At 35.8% G+C, this 16344-nt stretch carries 16 protein-coding genes and 1 other RNA gene; 11 read left to right on the plus strand and 6 right to left on the minus strand.

What is annotated here, in order from left to right; translation table 11 throughout:
- Positions 1-145 precede the first annotated feature (145 nt).
- The 8 genes from C7377_RS05985 (at position 146) to C7377_RS06015 (ending at position 8430) form a co-directional block, all read left to right on the plus strand.
- Entirely contained in the window at positions 146-2614 is a 2469-nt protein-coding gene (locus C7377_RS05985) for an endonuclease MutS2 (protein ID WP_116496643.1), read from the plus strand.
- The gene (locus C7377_RS05990) at positions 2611-4056 is read left to right on the plus strand and encodes a DUF3078 domain-containing protein (RefSeq protein WP_116496434.1); all 1446 of its coding nucleotides are present in this window, start codon (positions 2611-2613) and stop codon (positions 4054-4056) included. Before C7377_RS05985 ends, C7377_RS05990 begins: the two co-directional genes overlap by 4 nt.
- A 99-nt stretch (positions 4057-4155) precedes the next feature.
- Positions 4156-5253 (plus strand): 6-phosphofructokinase, encoded by a 1098-nt coding sequence (locus C7377_RS05995; RefSeq protein WP_116496435.1) that lies wholly within the window; start codon positions 4156-4158, stop codon positions 5251-5253.
- 251 nt (positions 5254-5504) lie between these two features.
- Entirely contained in the window at positions 5505-6758 is a 1254-nt protein-coding gene (metK, locus tag C7377_RS06000) for a methionine adenosyltransferase (protein ID WP_116496436.1), read from the plus strand.
- 85 nt (positions 6759-6843) lie between these two features.
- Positions 6844-7236, plus strand: coding sequence for a hypothetical protein (locus C7377_RS06005; protein WP_116496437.1), 393 nt, complete (start codon positions 6844-6846; stop codon positions 7234-7236).
- Between the two features lie 128 nt (positions 7237-7364).
- Complete coding sequence (locus tag C7377_RS06010; protein WP_116496438.1) at positions 7365-7703, plus strand: PadR family transcriptional regulator; 339 nt, start codon at positions 7365-7367, stop codon at positions 7701-7703.
- A 1-nt stretch (position 7704) separates the two neighbouring features.
- Positions 7705-7830, plus strand: coding sequence for a hypothetical protein (locus C7377_RS09740; protein WP_262494794.1), 126 nt, complete (start codon positions 7705-7707; stop codon positions 7828-7830).
- A gap of 15 nt (positions 7831-7845) precedes the next feature.
- Positions 7846-8430: a hypothetical protein gene (locus tag C7377_RS06015; RefSeq protein ID WP_116496439.1), complete on the plus strand. Its 585-nt coding sequence runs from the start codon at positions 7846-7848 to the stop codon at positions 8428-8430.
- A gap of 6 nt (positions 8431-8436) precedes the next feature.
- Here C7377_RS06015 and C7377_RS06020 read toward each other — a convergent pair whose 3' ends face one another.
- Positions 8437-9384, minus strand: a complete 948-nt coding sequence (locus C7377_RS06020) for a glycosyltransferase family 2 protein (protein WP_116496644.1) — start codon at positions 9382-9384, stop codon at positions 8437-8439.
- A gap of 28 nt (positions 9385-9412) precedes the next feature.
- Positions 9413-9928: a DUF4199 domain-containing protein gene (locus C7377_RS06025; protein ID WP_116496440.1), complete on the minus strand. Its 516-nt coding sequence runs from the start codon at positions 9926-9928 to the stop codon at positions 9413-9415.
- 80 nt (positions 9929-10008) lie between these two features.
- On the opposite strand from C7377_RS06025, the gene ffs reads away from it, so the two are divergent.
- An RNA gene (gene ffs / locus C7377_RS06030) (signal recognition particle sRNA small type) lies at positions 10009-10101 on the plus strand.
- 55 nt (positions 10102-10156) lie between these two features.
- On the opposite strand, the gene C7377_RS06035 is transcribed toward ffs, so the two are convergent.
- Positions 10157-10486 carry a zinc ribbon domain-containing protein YjdM gene (locus tag C7377_RS06035; protein WP_317045665.1) on the minus strand — a complete coding sequence of 110 codons (330 nt, stop codon included), beginning with the start codon at positions 10484-10486 and terminating at the stop codon, positions 10157-10159.
- A 350-nt stretch (positions 10487-10836) separates the two neighbouring features.
- Here C7377_RS06035 and pdxH point away from each other — a divergent pair, with 350 nt between their 5' ends.
- Complete coding sequence (pdxH, locus tag C7377_RS06040) at positions 10837-11481, plus strand: pyridoxamine 5'-phosphate oxidase (protein ID WP_116496442.1); 645 nt, start codon at positions 10837-10839, stop codon at positions 11479-11481.
- 22 nt (positions 11482-11503) lie between these two features.
- Here pdxH and C7377_RS06045 read toward each other — a convergent pair whose 3' ends face one another.
- The 3 genes from C7377_RS06045 to rho form a co-directional block, all read right to left on the minus strand.
- Positions 11504-12280: a sulfite exporter TauE/SafE family protein gene (locus C7377_RS06045; RefSeq protein WP_116496443.1), complete on the minus strand. Its 777-nt coding sequence runs from the start codon at positions 12278-12280 to the stop codon at positions 11504-11506.
- 2 nt (positions 12281-12282) lie between these two features.
- Positions 12283-13563 carry a serine hydroxymethyltransferase gene (glyA, locus tag C7377_RS06050; protein WP_116496444.1) on the minus strand — a complete coding sequence of 427 codons (1281 nt, stop codon included), beginning with the start codon at positions 13561-13563 and terminating at the stop codon, positions 12283-12285.
- A 210-nt stretch (positions 13564-13773) separates the two neighbouring features.
- Complete coding sequence (rho, locus tag C7377_RS06055; RefSeq protein WP_116496445.1) at positions 13774-15462, minus strand: transcription termination factor Rho; 1689 nt, start codon at positions 15460-15462, stop codon at positions 13774-13776.
- 215 nt (positions 15463-15677) lie between these two features.
- Between rho and rpe the strand changes: the two genes are divergently transcribed.
- Entirely contained in the window at positions 15678-16322 is a 645-nt protein-coding gene (rpe, locus tag C7377_RS06060) for a ribulose-phosphate 3-epimerase (RefSeq protein ID WP_116496446.1), read from the plus strand.
- Positions 16323-16344 lie beyond the last annotated feature (22 nt).

The following is a 16344-nucleotide window of genomic DNA, read 5'->3' on the forward strand; positions in this document are numbered from 1 at the left end:
AAATATAAGATATGTATCGCTACAAAACTAATAAAAATCCTAACTTATATAATGATATATTTTATTTAGTTCCTATAATATAATCTTAGTAGTACCAATAATCATATATTTTGTAATTTTGCAAGTCAATATTAAAGGAGGACGTATGGTAAACTACCCGGACAGTTTTGAAGAAAAAATACATTTTGATAAGGTAAAAATCTTAATCAAAGAGCAAGCCTTAAGTCCAATGGGTAAGGAGTTGGTTGATGAAATGGCATTTATCGATGACGTATCATTTCTGGGAAATCTGCTGGGAAAGGTTGCAGATATGAAAGCATTGTTAGACGAAGGTCAGGAATTTCCTGTCTCGTATTATATTGATTTACGACCTTATTTGCAGAAAATTAGAGTTTCAGGAACATTTTTAGAATTGTCACAACTTTTTGATTTTAAACGCTCTATAGAAACGATTAGTTCTGTAGTGTCATTTATAAGCAAGCAAGAAGAAGATAAGTGCTTGTATTTGAAAAAGATGCTTGGTGAGCATAATCATACATACCCTTACGTGCGAGAGCGATTAAATAATATTCTTACTAAAAGCGGAAAAATCAAGGATAACGCATCACCGGAATTACGAAAAATACGAAACAGCTTACTTGGGAAGCAACAATCTGTATCAAAAGTAGTAAGTCGACTGTTGCAAGGAGCGAAGGAACAAGGCTGGGCTCCAGCAGAAACTGAAGTTTCTGTTCGTGATGGACGCTTGGTAGTTCCTGTGAATGCAGCCTATAAACGCAAAATGTCTGGGATTGTACATGACGAGTCAGCAACAGGAAAGACATCATATGTTGAACCAGCTGAGGCTGTAGAGTTGAATAATGAAATTCGAGAATTGGAGTATGCTGAACGCCGAGAGATTCTTCGTATTTTAGTAGCCTTTGCTGAAGACATTCGTCCATATCTAGATGATTTAATGTTGTCTTATAATTTTCTCGCAGAAATTGATTTTATACGTGCTAAAGCTTTATTCGCACAGACTACAGAATCTATTCGTCCTCATATAGAAGATCAACCTTTAGTACAATGGAAACAAGCTAGACATCCATTGCTTTATTTACATTTCAAAAAAGAAAAGAAACAGTTAGTCCCTTTAGATATAACTATAAATGAAAATCAGAGAATATTGCTGATTTCGGGACCTAATGCTGGAGGGAAGTCAATTTGTCTAAAAACAGTAGGTCTATTGCAATATATGTTGCAATGTGGGTTGTTCATTCCGCTAAACGAAGGAAGTAAATGTGGATTGTTTCAAAAAATGTTTATAGATATTGGAGATGAACAGAGTATAGATGATGATTTAAGTACCTATAGTTCTCATCTGTCAAATATGAAATATTTTACAAAGAATGCTAATGCTAAAACCTTGTTGTTAATTGATGAGTTTGGAACTGGAACAGAACCGCTATTGGGTGGAGCCATTGCAGAATCAGTTTTAGAAGAGCTAAATAAAAAGAAAGCATTTGGATTGATAACAACGCATTATACTAACTTAAAGCATTATGCTTCTGAAAATGAAGGTATTGTAAATGGAGCAATGCTTTACGATACCGTTGCGATGACGCCCATGTATAAGTTGGAAATTGGAACGCCAGGCTCGTCTTTTGCTTTTGAAATTGCTAGAAAAATTGGACTGTCAGAGAAAATATTAATTCAAGCAAAAGAGAAGATTGGTGAGGATAGAGTGAATTTTGACTCCCACCTTCGTAAGGTTGTAAAGGATAAAATGATTTGGGAGAAGAAACGTTTCAAAATGTCACAGCAAGAGAAGACTCTAGAGCGAGTTTTGGCAAACTACAAGAAAGAGCTTGAGGAACTGAAACAACTCAAGAAAAAAGAGATTAGTAAAGCTAAAGAGGAGGCGAATCAGTTGTTAAGTGAGGCTAACAAAACAATTGAAAAAACCATAAAAACAATTACCGAAAACAAGGCAAATAAGTCAGTAACAAGAACCATTCGTGATAAGTTTGAGAAGGAAAAAGAGCGACTTTTAAAAGAAGAAGAGAAAGATGCATCTATTGATCAAAAAATCCGAAAAATAAAGGAAAGAGAAGAACGTAAAAAGAACAGAAAATCAAAAGAAAGATCTAGTTCTAAAATCACTGAGAGGAAAGAAAAAAGTATAGAAGTCGGTGGACAGGTAAAGGTTACGAAGACCGGAGCTATTGGAGAAGTACTCGAAATTTCAGGAGAAGATGTGGTTATTGTTATTGGTTCATTGAAAATGCATACTAAGAAAAAGGATTTATTGCCTTTGAGCAACAACAAAGCAAAAAGACAAAGTAGCAATTCCAATAGTTCTATTCAACGTAAAGTATTTGATAAAAGATTGTCATTCGATCCTGATATCGACGTAAGAGGTGAAAGAGGTGTAGATGCGGTGGCAAAAGTCAGTGAACATATTGACAATGCATTGATGTTAGGAGTCAGTAGAGTACGAATTTTACATGGAACTGGTCATGGTGTTTTGCGCAAAATGATTCGTGAATATTTAGCAACACTCCCTGATGTTGATAGGTATAAAGATGAGCATATCGACCATGGAGGCAGTGGAATAACAGTTGTAGAATTATGATGAAATACTTTAAAATAATAGTTGTCTTTTTGTTAATAAGTTTATCTACAGTGTCTGCTCAGGAGAATGTGGAGAGTCAAGACTCCATACGATTGCAGAAAGCCATTGATGTGTTGCACGAACACAGTAAAAATGATAGTCTAAGACAAGCTTTGATAATTCTCAAGGAGAATATTGAATTGGATAGGACAGGACAAGCCCTGGAAATATTAGAAGAAGCTACTAAAAATGATTCTCTAACAGCAAAAAGAAAGTTACAAATTGATAGTGTGTTAAATACCATGAAAAGTGATGAATGGTTTACTTGGTTTAGGGAATTAACAAGAGATTCTTTACAGTTCAGCCTGTATGATGTTGTGGGAAATCAAGCTAAGATATGGACTAATACACCAGAACTACAATCTATACGTTTTTGGTTACATAAATCCCCTACAGATTCACTCGGATTTTGGGTACACAGTTTACCGACTAAAGGAATTATGTTAGTACCCGATTTTGATGTTTACCAAGAAACACAATTCACAGAGTTCCGATCCTCATTATTGATTCCTATACCCATTAAGGAAAACTCAGAGCGGTTCAAATTAGTGCCATTTAAAGAATATGAGATGATTTTGCGTCCGTGGGATGTCGGGATGATTACTAACATAGGTTTTGCACAGTCTTACTTCGAGAATTGGGTCAAAGGAGGTGAAAATAGCATAGCAGCTCATAGTAATATCAAAGTATTCGCGAATTATAAGAAAAATAAAATAGAGTGGGAGAATTATTTGAGATGGAAATATGGTGTAATGCAATCTAGTGATTTAGAAGAGTTTATTCGCAATGAAGACCAGGTGGAACTAAATTCAAAATATGGATTAAAAGCTTCGAAATATTGGTATTATTCTACCCAACTTAATATTAAGACACAGTTGTTTGACGGCTATAATTACAAAAGTGATGGAGAACATAAAATTTCAGACTTTCTTTCACCCGGTTATTTGTCACTGGCGTTGGGTATGGATTACAAACCGAGTAAGCATTTCTCTCTGTTACTTTCACCAGTGTCGGGGCGTCTCATTTACATGAAAGATATTGAAGCACTTGATGAAACCGTTTATGGTATAGAAGAGGGAAAACATGTACTCGGTGAGTTAGGCCCCTATTTTAGACTAAAATGGAATGATGAAATATTCAAGTCTGTCAATATTGACACCTCATTAGAGCTCTTTTCAAATTATTTTAACAAAGTGAAAAATGTCGATTTAGATTGGAGTACTGCTATAGATATGGAAATAAACTATTTCATGTCAGCAAGACTATTATTCCAGATGATTTACGATGACGATATTGAGATACCTATATATAAAGAGGTTGACGGAGGTAGAGAGCAAATCGGTACAAAACAACAGCTACAGTTTAATGAAAATCTATCAATAGGACTCGTTTTTAGACTGTAAGCTAAGTCTATATTAAATTCTTATCAGAGAAAAAGGGCAATCATAATTTTTCTATCTTTGTATTGATTTATAAAGAGATATAAAAATAAAATTAAAACAATGAAGAGAGTTTTAGTAGCCACAGGGGGTGGCGATTGCCCAGGTTTGAATGCAGTTATTCGAGCTGTTGTTAAAAGGGCATCACAAGAAAAAAATTGGGAAGTTATAGGTAGTATTCAATCATTTGATGGAATACTGAAAGAGCCTTCAGAAATACGAGTTTTAGATGATCAAGCCGTAAAAGGTATCCATTATCAAGGAGGTACCATTATTGGAACAACTACTAAAGGGGGGCCCTTTGCTTGGCCAGTTAAAATGAACGATGGTACTTATGAATTTGCAGATCGTTCTGATGAAATGATTCGTAAATTAGGCTATATGGGGGTTGATGCCGTGATAAACATTGGAGGAGACGGTTCGCAACGTATTTCACAAAAACTATATGAAAAAGGACTAAATATCATCGGAGTCCCCAAAACCATTGATAACGACTTATTGGCTACAGACTTTACGTTCGGTTATCAAACAGCTGTTGAGATAGCAACGGATGCTGTCGATAAATTGAAAACAACAGCTGCCAGTCATAACCGTATTTTTATTTTAGAAGTTATGGGACGTGATGCAGGGTGGATTGCTTTAAGCTCTGCTGTAGCTGGTGGGGCTGAGGTCTGTGTTATACCAGAGATTCCTTATGATATCAATAAAATAGTTGAAAAAATAGAAACGAGATACACGCGTGAAGGTAAAGGTTTTGCTGTAATTGTCATCGCAGAGGGGGCGAAACCAATTGGTGGAGAAGTCTTAGCTGATGAATATGGTGAGATTGGCAATCCGAATTTAAAATTATCGGGAGCTTCTGACCGTTTAGCGCAAGAATTAAAAGATGTGGGTATCAAAGCTGATATTCGTACCACAGTGTTAGGACACCTTCAAAGAGGAGGTATTCCTTGTGCTTATGACCGTATTTTAGCTACTCAGTTTGGCGTGAAAGCTTTCGAAATGGTACTTCAGAAAGAATTTGGACAAATGGTTGCTTATCGTCATCCGGATATTGTTTCGGTTCCAATTACCGAAGCCATTAGTTCTCAAAATTTTGTAGCACCAGACAGTCAATTGGTACGTACAGCGAAAGGCATAGGGATTAGTTTTGGTGACTAAACCTATTGAAGAATGAACTGAATTGTCTTTCCCTACGGGGAAAGGCAATTTTTTATAAATTGGAATAGTTGTGAAATTATTTGGAAAAAGACAAAAAAATCTTTTTCTTTGTGCCGATATAACAAAGTGGAAAAATTTGACTGCTTGCAACCACTTAAAAAAATGCTAAAACGTATAAATACATCTTTCTACAAAAGCATTTTCAAGCACGTCTTATTTTTCTTTATTTATTAACTAAAAAATAGAGAGAAATGTCATATTTATTTACATCAGAATCAGTATCAGAAGGGCACCCTGATAAAATTGCCGACCAAATATCCGATGCTTTATTAGATGAATTTCTGCGCAGAGATCCAGAGGCAAAAGTCGCTTGTGAGACATTGGTAACTACCGGCTTAGTCGTTTTGAGCGGGGAGGTCAATACGAAAGATTACGTAGCTGTAGAAAAATTTGTTAGAGAAACTATTGGTGAGATTGGATATACTAATTCTGATTACCAATTTGAAGCCAATTCATGTGCTGTAATATCAGCAATTCATCCACAGTCGCCGGACATTAATCGTGGAGTAGAACGTCAATATCCTGAAGAACAAGGAGCAGGAGATCAAGGAATGATGTTTGGGTATGCCTCAAAGGATACCGATGATTATTTGCCGTTATCATTAGATTTATCGCATATTTTGCTGCAAGAGTTGGCCAAAATTCGTCGTGAAGGAGAGGTGATGACCTATCTTCGACCAGATGCTAAAGCGCAAGTTACGATCGAGTATAGTGATGATAATGTACCGCAACGCATAGATACGATTGTTGTATCTACACAGCATGACGAATTTGATAACGATGATGAAAGAATGTTGGAGAAGATAAGAGAAGATGTTAAAAAGTATCTTATCCGAAGAGCAAAAAAGCGTTTACCTGAGCGAGTGCAAAAGCTCTTTAAAGAGGATTATAAATTGTTTGTAAACCCTACAGGGAAGTTTGTTATCGGTGGTCCTCATGGAGATACTGGTTTGACTGGACGAAAAATTATAGTAGATACGTATGGTGGTAAAGGAGCGCATGGAGGAGGAGCTTTTTCAGGAAAAGACGCTTCAAAAGTAGATAGATCAGCGGCCTATGCTGCTCGTCATATTGCGAAAAATATGGTGGCAGCAGGTGTTGCTGAAGAAGTATTAGTGCAAGTTGCATATGCTATTGGGGTTGCAGAACCAGTGGGCTTTTATGTTAATACCTATGGCAAAGCAAATGTAGACCTTACCGATGGTGAAATTGCACAGAAAGTTCAAGAACTTTTCGATATGCGACCTTATAGTATTATCGAGCGTTTTGGATTAAAATACCCCATTTTTAAAGAAACAGCTGCCTATGGACATGTTGGTCGTAAATACCGTAAAGATTTTGTGAAACTAAAATATGATGGAGTAGATAGTGAAAAAGAAGTAGAATTCTTTGCTTGGGAAAAGCTTGATTATGTATCTAAACTTAAAGAGTCTTTTAATTTATAGTTAATTTTTAAATTATTTTTATCAGATGTTAGAATTAATGCTTATTATTGCATTAATATTTATACAGATTAAATTTTAAAAAATTATGAAAAAATTATTTTTAGTATTAGTGGCTGTAGCTACACTTGCACTTGTTGCTTGTAACAAAGAGAAAGAAGGAAGCAACCTACAAGATGAGCAGGAGACACAAAAAGTTATTGAAACTACAACTGACGCGGATGTACCAGAATTTGATAATGAGAATTTAGAAGAATATATAGAAGTTTATGATTCATATCTAGATGATTATAAAGAAGCTGTTGAAAGCAAGGATATGTCAAAGTTCCAAGCTCTAAGTTCTAAAGGACAAGAATTAGCTGAAAAAGCTGAAGCATTAGCAACTGAAGGTCTAAGTGAATCTGATTCAAGAAAACTGAATGAGTATATGCAAGAAAAATCTAAAGAGATGCAAGAATTAGCACAAAAAATGATGCAATAACTCTTATAATATTTTACCTAAAAGAGCCTTTATGTTAATAAGGGCTTTTTTTATGTCTTATTTTTTATACCTAAGATTATTATGCATAAGATAATTATGTGTATATTTGTTGCGATAAAATAATCATTATGGGAAATCAGAAATTGTATAAAGGTTCTTTACAGACAATCATCTTACGCTTGTTGGAAGAGAACGACAAGATGTACGGTTATGAAATCACGCAGAAGGTAAAGGAACTGACCAAAGGAGAATTAGAAATTACGGAAGGGGCATTGTATCCTGCTTTACATAAATTGGAGGCAGATGGTTTGTTGGATGTGGAAGTAGCTAAAGTTGGTAATCGCTTACGGAAATACTACAAATTGACCGAACAGGGAACAAAAGAAACAGTAAACCGATTGGAGGAAATGAAAGAGTTTCTGAAGACTATGGAAATATTGGTTAACCCTAAATTTAGTTTAGAATAATATGGGAACCGTGTCCGATAAACAATTAGAACGTTTGTATGAATTTACTCGTCAGCATTATGTGGAGCATTATGATTTGCAGAGTGAGTTGGTCGATCATTTAGCAAATGCTATTGAAAAACGTTGAGAGGAAAAACCGGAAATGGACTTGGAGGATTGTATCAAAGCAGAATTTAAAAAGTTTGGCATTTTGGGTTTTATGGATGTTGTAGAAAAGCGAAAAGCATCACTTAATAAGAAATATCGGAAAATACTATGGAGGAAATTCATAGAGTTCTATAGATTGCCTAAGATACTGCTAACAATCATTTCTATTTTAGGACTATATTTTTTTCTAAGAATTTTTGAGAATCCTTACAAAGTTTGTATGCTTTTATCTGTGCTTTTGACATTTATAGCTTTTGTATTACTAATCAAGCACAACAAAGAATACAAAAAAGTTAAAGAGCGGACTCAACATAAATGGCTGTTTGAAGAAATGTTAAGAACCGGGGGAGGGATGGCAGCTGTTCTTGTTATGTTACCTAATAATGTGGGGATTTTATGGAGTATGCATTCAAGTTTCTTTATTGCAGAAGATAATGTAAATATGTTCTTAATGAGTTTCAGTTTGCTACTTGTGGTATTTGCTATATTGATTTATATTGCATTCTATTACTTTCCCAAAAATGCAGAAAAATACCTATCCGAGACCTATCCGGAATATCAATTAGTAGAGAAAGTATAAAAAGATTTATATCTTTTCGTCAATTTGGTAATGGTTTCTATCTGTAGAATCTCTGGCAACCAACTCTGCAAGGAATCCAGCAAGAAATAGTTGTACTCCTATTATCATCAATACGAGAGCAATGTAAAAAACAGGATTATCGGTAATAAGAGGAGCACGCATTTCATGGTAAATGTAGTAAAGCTTATTCGCTCCTAAATAAACAACAGCAAAAAATCCAATCATCAGTATCAGTGTGCCTAAAGCACCAAACAGATGCATCGGTTTCTTACGGAATTTAGTTATAAAAGAAACGGAAAGTAAGTCTAAAAAACCGTTAATAAATCGACTCATCCCAAACTTGGTAGTCCCGTATTTTCGCTCTTGATGTTGCACGATCTTTTCGCCTATCTTTTTAAAACCAGCTTCTTTAGCCAACATTGGGATATAACGGTGCATTTCTCCATAGACTTCAATATTCTTCACGACCTCCTTATCATACGCTTTAAGCCCACAATTGAAATCGTGCAGTTTTATGCCACTGATGATACGTGCCGTTTTATTGAAAAATTTACTTGGAACTGTCTTGCTTATAGGGTCATAGCGTTTTTGTTTCCAACCTGACACCATATCATATTCTTGTGTAGCAATCATATCATATAACTCAGGAATTTCATCAGGGCTATCCTGTAAGTCAGCATCCATGGTAATAACTACATCTCCTTTTGCGACTTCAAAACCACAGAACAGTGCGGCTGATTTTCCGTAATTTCTTCGGAATTTCAATCCCTGAACCTTTGGGAATTGTGTCTTGAGTTGTTTGATGACTTCCCATGAAGTGTCTGTACTACCATCATCTACCAGTATAACTTCATGACTGATTTGCATCTTTTTGACCACTCGGTCAATCCAAGTAACCAGTTCAGGCAATGACTCTTCCTCATTGTAAAGTGGGACGATAATAGAAAGTTCGATAGTTGATTTCATAAAACGCAAAGTTACATTATCTTCTTCTAAACATATTAAGTATTGCTGAAATGAATGCAGAAAATATAGTTCCAGTGATAAATAAACTAAAACCCTCCATTAAAGGCATACTTACACCATTAAGCATCATTTTAGAGGTTTCTTGATATTGATCTTGAGGGAAGCTGTCCATATCTTTAAATATAGTGCTCATCTGTTCAAGTAAAAGTTCTTTGTGTACAATTGCCAGTTCAGGATCTATAAGCGTATAAAGTAAAATGGAGAAAATTGTTTTTAATACTATGGCAACACCCATAATGACAATGCCAAACAAAAATAGTTTCCAAAAACTTGACGGAGGATAAAGTCTTCTACAATACAATAGAGCCATGTACAGTCCTAGTATTGTCAAGAGTTGTATAGCACCATTAAAACTATCATCTTGGATAATTGATTTTCCGCTAAAATAGAATAAATACTGAGCTAATACATAGCCTGTACCAAGGAATCCTCCCAATTTAAGGACGGGTTTTGCAAATATATTATATGTCATCTCGTCTATATTTAAGCTACAAAGATAGTTTTTTGTTATTCCCTATTGTAAAATCGCCCAAAAATACTACTTTTGCAGTCGGGTAAGTCCTATGCGACCAGCTCCTACTGAATCCCCCAGGGTCGGAAGGCAGCAAGGGTAGGTGGTCGTAGCGGTGCGACATAGGTCGCTTACCCACCTCATAAAAGGAACTGCAATTTTGTAGTTCCTTTTTTTACTTCAACGATTTTATGCTTTTCGAACAAATTCTGATTTTAAACCCATTGCACCAAATCCATCAATTTTACAATCAATATTGTGGTCACCATCAGTTAAACGGATATTTTTTACTTTAGTACCTGCTTTTACAGGCTTAGGAGCACCTTTTACAGGAAGGTCTTTGATAACGATAACTGCATCGCCCGTTTTTAATTCATTACCATTAGCGTCAAATACTTTTCCTTCTTTTGCTTGATCTTCTGCTAATTCTTCTTGGTTCCATTCATGAAAACATAGCGAACAGACTGTTAAAGCACCACTTTCATAGGTGTATTCTGAGCCACATTTTGGACAATTCATAGTTTCACTCATATTTCAAATTGTTAATTAATTACACAAAAATAGTCAAAAAAGAATCTCTAACAGTTAAAAAGTCCCCTTAAGGGGATTTAGGGTTAAAAGACAATTGTCAGTTTGAGTGAATTTTACGACCGGAAGCTTGTAAAATTAGTGTCGAGAACATAATAACAAATATCTTGATACAAATTAGCTTCGCAAATTCACTTGATGAGACAGAACAAGAAAATTGTCATTGTGAGCAAAGCGAAAAATCTCAAAAAGCATAAAATGAGTATCTGAGCAAAACAAAATATACATTGAGTTATATGCATAAATAAGTATCTTTGCTATTTCTAATAAAATGTAAAGAGATGACAGATATTAGTAATATGCGCAAGCAGTTTGAGCGCAACCCCGAGATACACTTAAATGAAGTTCCAGACAATCCACATACACTTTTCGATGAGTGGTTTGCAGTAGCACGTAATGAGCAAATAGTAGAGCCCAACGGATTTGTTTTAGCAACATCCAATGGGGAAGGGCGATTACGTACACGTACTGTTTTGCTAAAATACTTTGATGAAACTGGTTATGTGTTTTTCACGAATTATGGTAGTCAGAAAGCAAAGGATATTGCTGAAAATAAAATGGTATCAGCTTGTTTTCCTTGGTACACTTTAGAAAGACAAATCATGATAGACGGTCCTGTAGAAAGGGTGAGCACTAAAGAATCTTTAAAATATTTTTCATCTAGACCTAGAGGAAGTCAAATAGGAGCGTGGGTGTCAGAACAGAGTTCCGTCGTTTCTTCTCGAGCTATGCTTATGAATAAGGTAAAACAGCTATCCAAGTCATTTATGAATAAAGATGTGCCATTACCAGAGTTTTGGGGAGGCTATCGTATTATGCCTAAGCGTTTTGAGTTTTGGCAGGGGCAACCCAGTCGTCTCCATGACCGAATAGAATATTTGTTACAAGAAGATGGTACTTGGATAAAACAGCGTCTGGCACCTTGATGTGTGTGATGCTATAGAATTCCTAAAAACCTAATAATTCAAAAAGTCCTAAGAATTTAAATGCTGAGATAACAATAACGCTCAATAAAATATACCGTACGAAAATCGCCCCTCGTTTTAATGCCGCTTTAGTTCCAAAATAGGCTCCGATAACTGTTCCTATACCCAAACTTATACCTAATGCCCAGTCAACTTGATTGTTGTATAGAAATATGGCAAAAACAAAAGGGGTATAAAGCAGAATAATAATTAATTTTAGTAAATTGGCTCTTAATAAATCAAAGCCGGCACCCAATACCAGTGTGGTAAGGAAAAATATACCTGCACCAGCTTGAATAAATCCTCCATACAGCCCTATAGCAAAGAACAGAGGAATCTGCCACCAGTGTTTTCTTTCTGTGAGAACTTCATTGCCTTGTAGCCAGCGCTTAGGTTTATACAGCAGGATAAAGAAAAAGATAATCAGCAATATGCCGATAATGCGTTCTAAGAGTTCATTGTCGATATCTACGGCAAAAAAAGCTCCAATGATAGCAGCACTTACAGCTGGAATTAGAAAACGCAAACTGGATTTAAGAGATACCGCTCCTTGTTTTTCGTCCTTCTTGAATGTATAAATACCAACAACACTCGTTAACAAAATATTGATTCGATTTGTTCCATTGGCTACCCCGGCAGGTAGACCAAGAAACATAAGCAAAGGCAGGGAAAGAACGGATCCTCCACCTGCCATTACATTTACGAAACCCACGAGAATTCCTGCAAGTACCGTAATTGGATATATATACCAATCAGTCATTATTACCAAGCAAACATTGGTTTGTCTTGCATCATTTCATTTACTTTCTTACCGACCTTTTCAATAACTTCTTCATTGTCAATATTTGAAATGACCTCATCAATCATATCTACAATTATTGGCATTTCATCTTCTTTCATACCGCGGGTAGTGATAGCACAAGTACCTACACGTAATCCTGAGGTTGAGAATGGAGAACGAGTGTCAAAAGGTACCATATTTTTATTAATGGTAATTTCTGCTTTTACCAATGTATTTTCTACTTTTTTACCTGTGATATCAGGGAACTTACTGCGTAAGTCGATAAGCATTGAGTGATTGTCAGTACCACCGGAAACCACATGATACCCTTTGTCGATAAATGCTTTAGCCATAACGTCAGCATTTTTCTTTACTTGCTCCATATAAGTCTTGTAACTTGGATCTAAAGCTTCTCCAAATGCTACTGCTTTAGCTGCAATTACATGCTCTAATGGTCCACCTTGTTGTCCTGGGAATACAGCAAAATCTAACACTTGAGACATCATTTTGATTGCTCCTTTTGGAGTTTTCAATCCCCATGGATTTTCAAAGTCTTTACCCATTAAAATGATACCACCACGTGGTCCACGTAAACTCTTATGTGTCGTTGAAGTTACAATGTGACAGTACTCCATTGGTGAGCTTAGTAATCCTGTAGCAATCAAACCGGCAGGGTGAGCCATATCGCACATTAGTAATGCACCCACTTTGTCAGCGATTTCTCGCATTCTTTTATAGTCCCAATCACGAGAGTATGCTGATGCTCCTGCTACTATTAGTTTAGGCTTGTTTTCAAGAGCGATTTGCTCCATTTCATCATAATCAACTTGTCCTGTTTCTTCTTTTACATGGTAGGGAACAGGATTATAGATAATTCCTGAAAGGTTTACAGGAGAACCATGAGAAAGGTGACCACCATGCGCTAAATCCAATCCCATAAATGTATCACCAGGTTTCAATACTGCAAAGAAAACAGCTGCGTTAGCTTGCGCTCCAGAGTGAGGTTGTACGTTTGCGTACTCAGCACCAAAAAGTTCACAAGCCCTATCAATTGCTAATTGTTCTGTTTGGTCAACGATTTGGCAACCACCGTAATAACGTTTCCCTGGGTAACCTTCTGCATATTTGTTTGTAAGGCAAGACCCCATAGCTTCCATCACTTGTTCACTTACAAAGTTTTCTGAGGCGATTAACTCGATGCCATTCTTTTGTCTTTGATACTCTTGTTCAATTAAATCAAAAATTCGTGTATCTCTTTTCATTGTTTTATAAAAATTTTGAAGTTAACCTGCAAAAGCACAAAGGCTATGCAGAGGTGCATATTTCTTTTAAAATTAAAATTGTGCGTAAAAATAAGCATTTTTATAAACCTTTTGATTATTTTAAAGTAATTATGTAACATAAAAATGCCATCACAAAAAAAGAGAAGTTCCTTGGAACTTCTCTTCTTATATTTCGGAAGGATGAATGGCTTAACCATCATTCATAGATACCAGAAATTCTTCATTGTTGATAGTACGTTCCATACGTTCTTTCAAGAATTCCATGGCTTCAACTGGATTCATATCTGTAAGATAATTTCGCAATATCCAGATGCGATTGAGTACATTCTCGTCAAGTAACAAGTCCTCTCTTCGTGTACTTGATGCAGGAATATCAACTGCAGGGAAGATTCGCTTGTTCGAAAGCTTACGACTTAGTTGTAATTCCATATTACCCGTACCTTTAAATTCCTCAAAGATAACTTCGTCCATCTTAGAACCTGTTTCTGTAAGTGCAGTAGCCAAAATAGTCAATGAACCTCCATTTTCAATATTACGTGCTGCACCAAAGAAACGCTTAGGTTTGTGTAAAGCATTTGCATCAACACCACCGGAAAGAACTTTACCGGATGCAGGTGATACTGTATTGTAAGCACGGGCTAATCGAGTAATAGAGTCTAATAGAATCACAACATCATGACCTGATTCCACCATACGTTTCGCCTTTTCCAAAACGATGTTTGCAACCTTAACGTGACGCTCTGCCGGCTCATCAAAAGTGGAAGATACAACTTCGGCATTTACATTTCTTGCCATATCTGTAACCTCCTCAGGACGCTCATCTATTAATAAAATAATCATATACGCTTCTGGATGGTTTTTAGCAATAGCATTAGCTATTTCCTTGAGTAATACTGTTTTACCAGTCTTTGGTTGCGCAACGATAAGCCCACGTTGACCTTTTCCGATAGGAGCAAATAAATCGATAACCCTTACTGAAAGTGAGGCATTATCACCATTACCAGTCAAATTAAATTTCTCGTCTGGAAAAAGTGGAGTTAAATGGTCAAAAGCAACACGGTCACGAAGTTCTTGTGGGGTATTTCCATTAATTGTTTTGATATTTACTAATGGAAAGTACTTTTCTCCCTCTTTGGGAGGACGAACTTCTCCTTCTACTAAATCACCTGTTTTTAATCCTAACAGACGGATTTGGGATTGTGAAATATAAATATCATCAGGAGAATTCAAATAGTTGTAATCAGAAGATCGCAAAAATCCATAACCATCAGGCATGACTTCAAGAACGCCATCAGCAATTATGCTGCCTGAAAATTCGTATTTAGGATTTTTTCTGCGTTGATTTTGTCTATTGTTTGGTTGATTGTTATGTTGCTGATTCTTATTCTGTTGGTTGTTTTTTGGATTATTATTTTGTGGTTTCTCGTTCGAGTTCTTTTGCTTGTTGGAATTATTTTGTTGATTTGATTGACTCTTCTGCTTATTCTGAGTGTTGTCAGGATGTTTGCTAGTAGAATCAGTACTTGTACTTGTAGCCTTCTGAGTTTCTTCTTTAGTTTGTCTTTTAGAAGCAGACTTGGAGTTGGTTCTTCTCTTCTTAGAATCATCAGTGTCTGTAGTGTTAGACTTGTTATTGTTTTGCTTCTGTTCGGGCTCTCTTTTTGTAGTTTTACTTCTTGTACGAGAAGGAGTTTTGGGCTTGTCACTCTTTGTTGAGGGTTTGTTGGGTTGAGTAGAAGCAACAATTGCTTGTTGATCTAATATTTGATAAATTAAATCTTGCTTTTTATAGCTATCTACACGTTTGATTTTTAATTCTTTAGCAATTGCTTTTAACTCAGTCAGCAATTTCTTGTTTAGTTCAAGAATATCATACATATAAAGTGTGTTTGAATTTTATTTTTAAATAATAATGAAAATATATTCAGAGAATATTATTCTTAATCAGAAGATATACAAATTCTATTGCATTCTGTAATTGTAGTGCAATGATAAGATAAATTTGAAGAATACACAAAAAAAAGACAAATAAATGGCAGTTTTGTGAGTTATTCATACCTTTGTATATCAATTTTAAATTTTTAGAAGAAAAAATGACTATCGTAGCTCCTTCCTTATTATCAGCAGATTTTATGAATTTAGCTGATGCTATAAATATGTTGAACGAAAGTGAGGCAGATTGGCTTCACCTTGATGTTATGGATGGGCGTTTCGTGCCTAATATAACGTTTGGAATGCCTATAATTTCACAAATGAAGGCTTTGACTGATAAGCCATTAGATGTGCATCTGATGATTGTAGAACCTGAGAAATATTTAGAAGAATTCTGCCAAGCAGGAGCAGATATTTTGACTGTACATGCTGAGGCTTGCGTTCACTTACATAGAACGGTAATGAAAATTAAGGAATTAGGAATGAAAGCAGGCGTATCGTTAAATCCACATACACCCGTAGAATTGTTAAGAGACCTTGTTTCTGAAATCGACTTAGTGCTTTTGATGTCTGTTAATCCTGGATTTGGAGGGCAATCGTTTATTGAGAATACTTACAATAAAACCCGAAGAATGCGTGCTATCGCTGACGAGCAGGGTACACCTCTGACAATAGAAATTGACGGTGGTGTTACAGACAAAAATGCATTGAAGCTCGTGGAAGCTGGTGCTGATGCTCTGGTAGCGGGTAGCTATGTCTTTGGAGCTGATGATCCTAAGGCACGGATAGCTTCCTTGAAAGTTTAAAAGTAATCATATTATTAAATTT

It is taken from the genome of Balneicella halophila, from assembly GCF_003096835.1.
Taxonomy (GTDB): Bacteria; Bacteroidota; Bacteroidia; order Bacteroidales; family Balneicellaceae; genus Balneicella; species Balneicella halophila.

Bases quoted from the DNA above. Each gene is read 5' to 3' on its own strand.
- C7377_RS05990 (WP_116496434.1), top strand. From the start codon at position 2,611: ATGATGAAATACTTTAAAATAATAGTTGTCTTTTTGTTAATAAGTTTA.
- C7377_RS06035 (WP_317045665.1), bottom strand. From the start codon at position 10,486: ATGAATTGTCCAAAATGTGGCTCAGAATACACCTATGAAAGTGGTGCT.
- C7377_RS09740 (WP_262494794.1), top strand. From the start codon at position 7,705: ATGGGAACCGTGTCCGATAAACAATTAGAACGTTTGTATGAATTTACT.
- rho (WP_116496445.1), bottom strand. From the start codon at position 15,462: ATGTATGATATTCTTGAACTAAACAAGAAATTGCTGACTGAGTTAAAA.
- pdxH (WP_116496442.1), top strand. From the start codon at position 10,837: ATGACAGATATTAGTAATATGCGCAAGCAGTTTGAGCGCAACCCCGAG.
- metK (WP_116496436.1), top strand. From the start codon at position 5,505: ATGTCATATTTATTTACATCAGAATCAGTATCAGAAGGGCACCCTGAT.
- C7377_RS06015 (WP_116496439.1), top strand. From the start codon at position 7,846: ATGGACTTGGAGGATTGTATCAAAGCAGAATTTAAAAAGTTTGGCATT.
- C7377_RS06025 (WP_116496440.1), bottom strand. From the start codon at position 9,928: ATGACATATAATATATTTGCAAAACCCGTCCTTAAATTGGGAGGATTC.
- rpe (WP_116496446.1), top strand. From the start codon at position 15,678: ATGACTATCGTAGCTCCTTCCTTATTATCAGCAGATTTTATGAATTTA.
- C7377_RS06005 (WP_116496437.1), top strand. From the start codon at position 6,844: ATGAAAAAATTATTTTTAGTATTAGTGGCTGTAGCTACACTTGCACTT.
- C7377_RS06010 (WP_116496438.1), top strand. From the start codon at position 7,365: ATGGGAAATCAGAAATTGTATAAAGGTTCTTTACAGACAATCATCTTA.
- glyA (WP_116496444.1), bottom strand. From the start codon at position 13,563: ATGAAAAGAGATACACGAATTTTTGATTTAATTGAACAAGAGTATCAA.
- C7377_RS06045 (WP_116496443.1), bottom strand. From the start codon at position 12,280: ATGACTGATTGGTATATATATCCAATTACGGTACTTGCAGGAATTCTC.
- C7377_RS05995 (WP_116496435.1), top strand. From the start codon at position 4,156: ATGAAGAGAGTTTTAGTAGCCACAGGGGGTGGCGATTGCCCAGGTTTG.
- C7377_RS05985 (WP_116496643.1), top strand. From the start codon at position 146: ATGGTAAACTACCCGGACAGTTTTGAAGAAAAAATACATTTTGATAAG.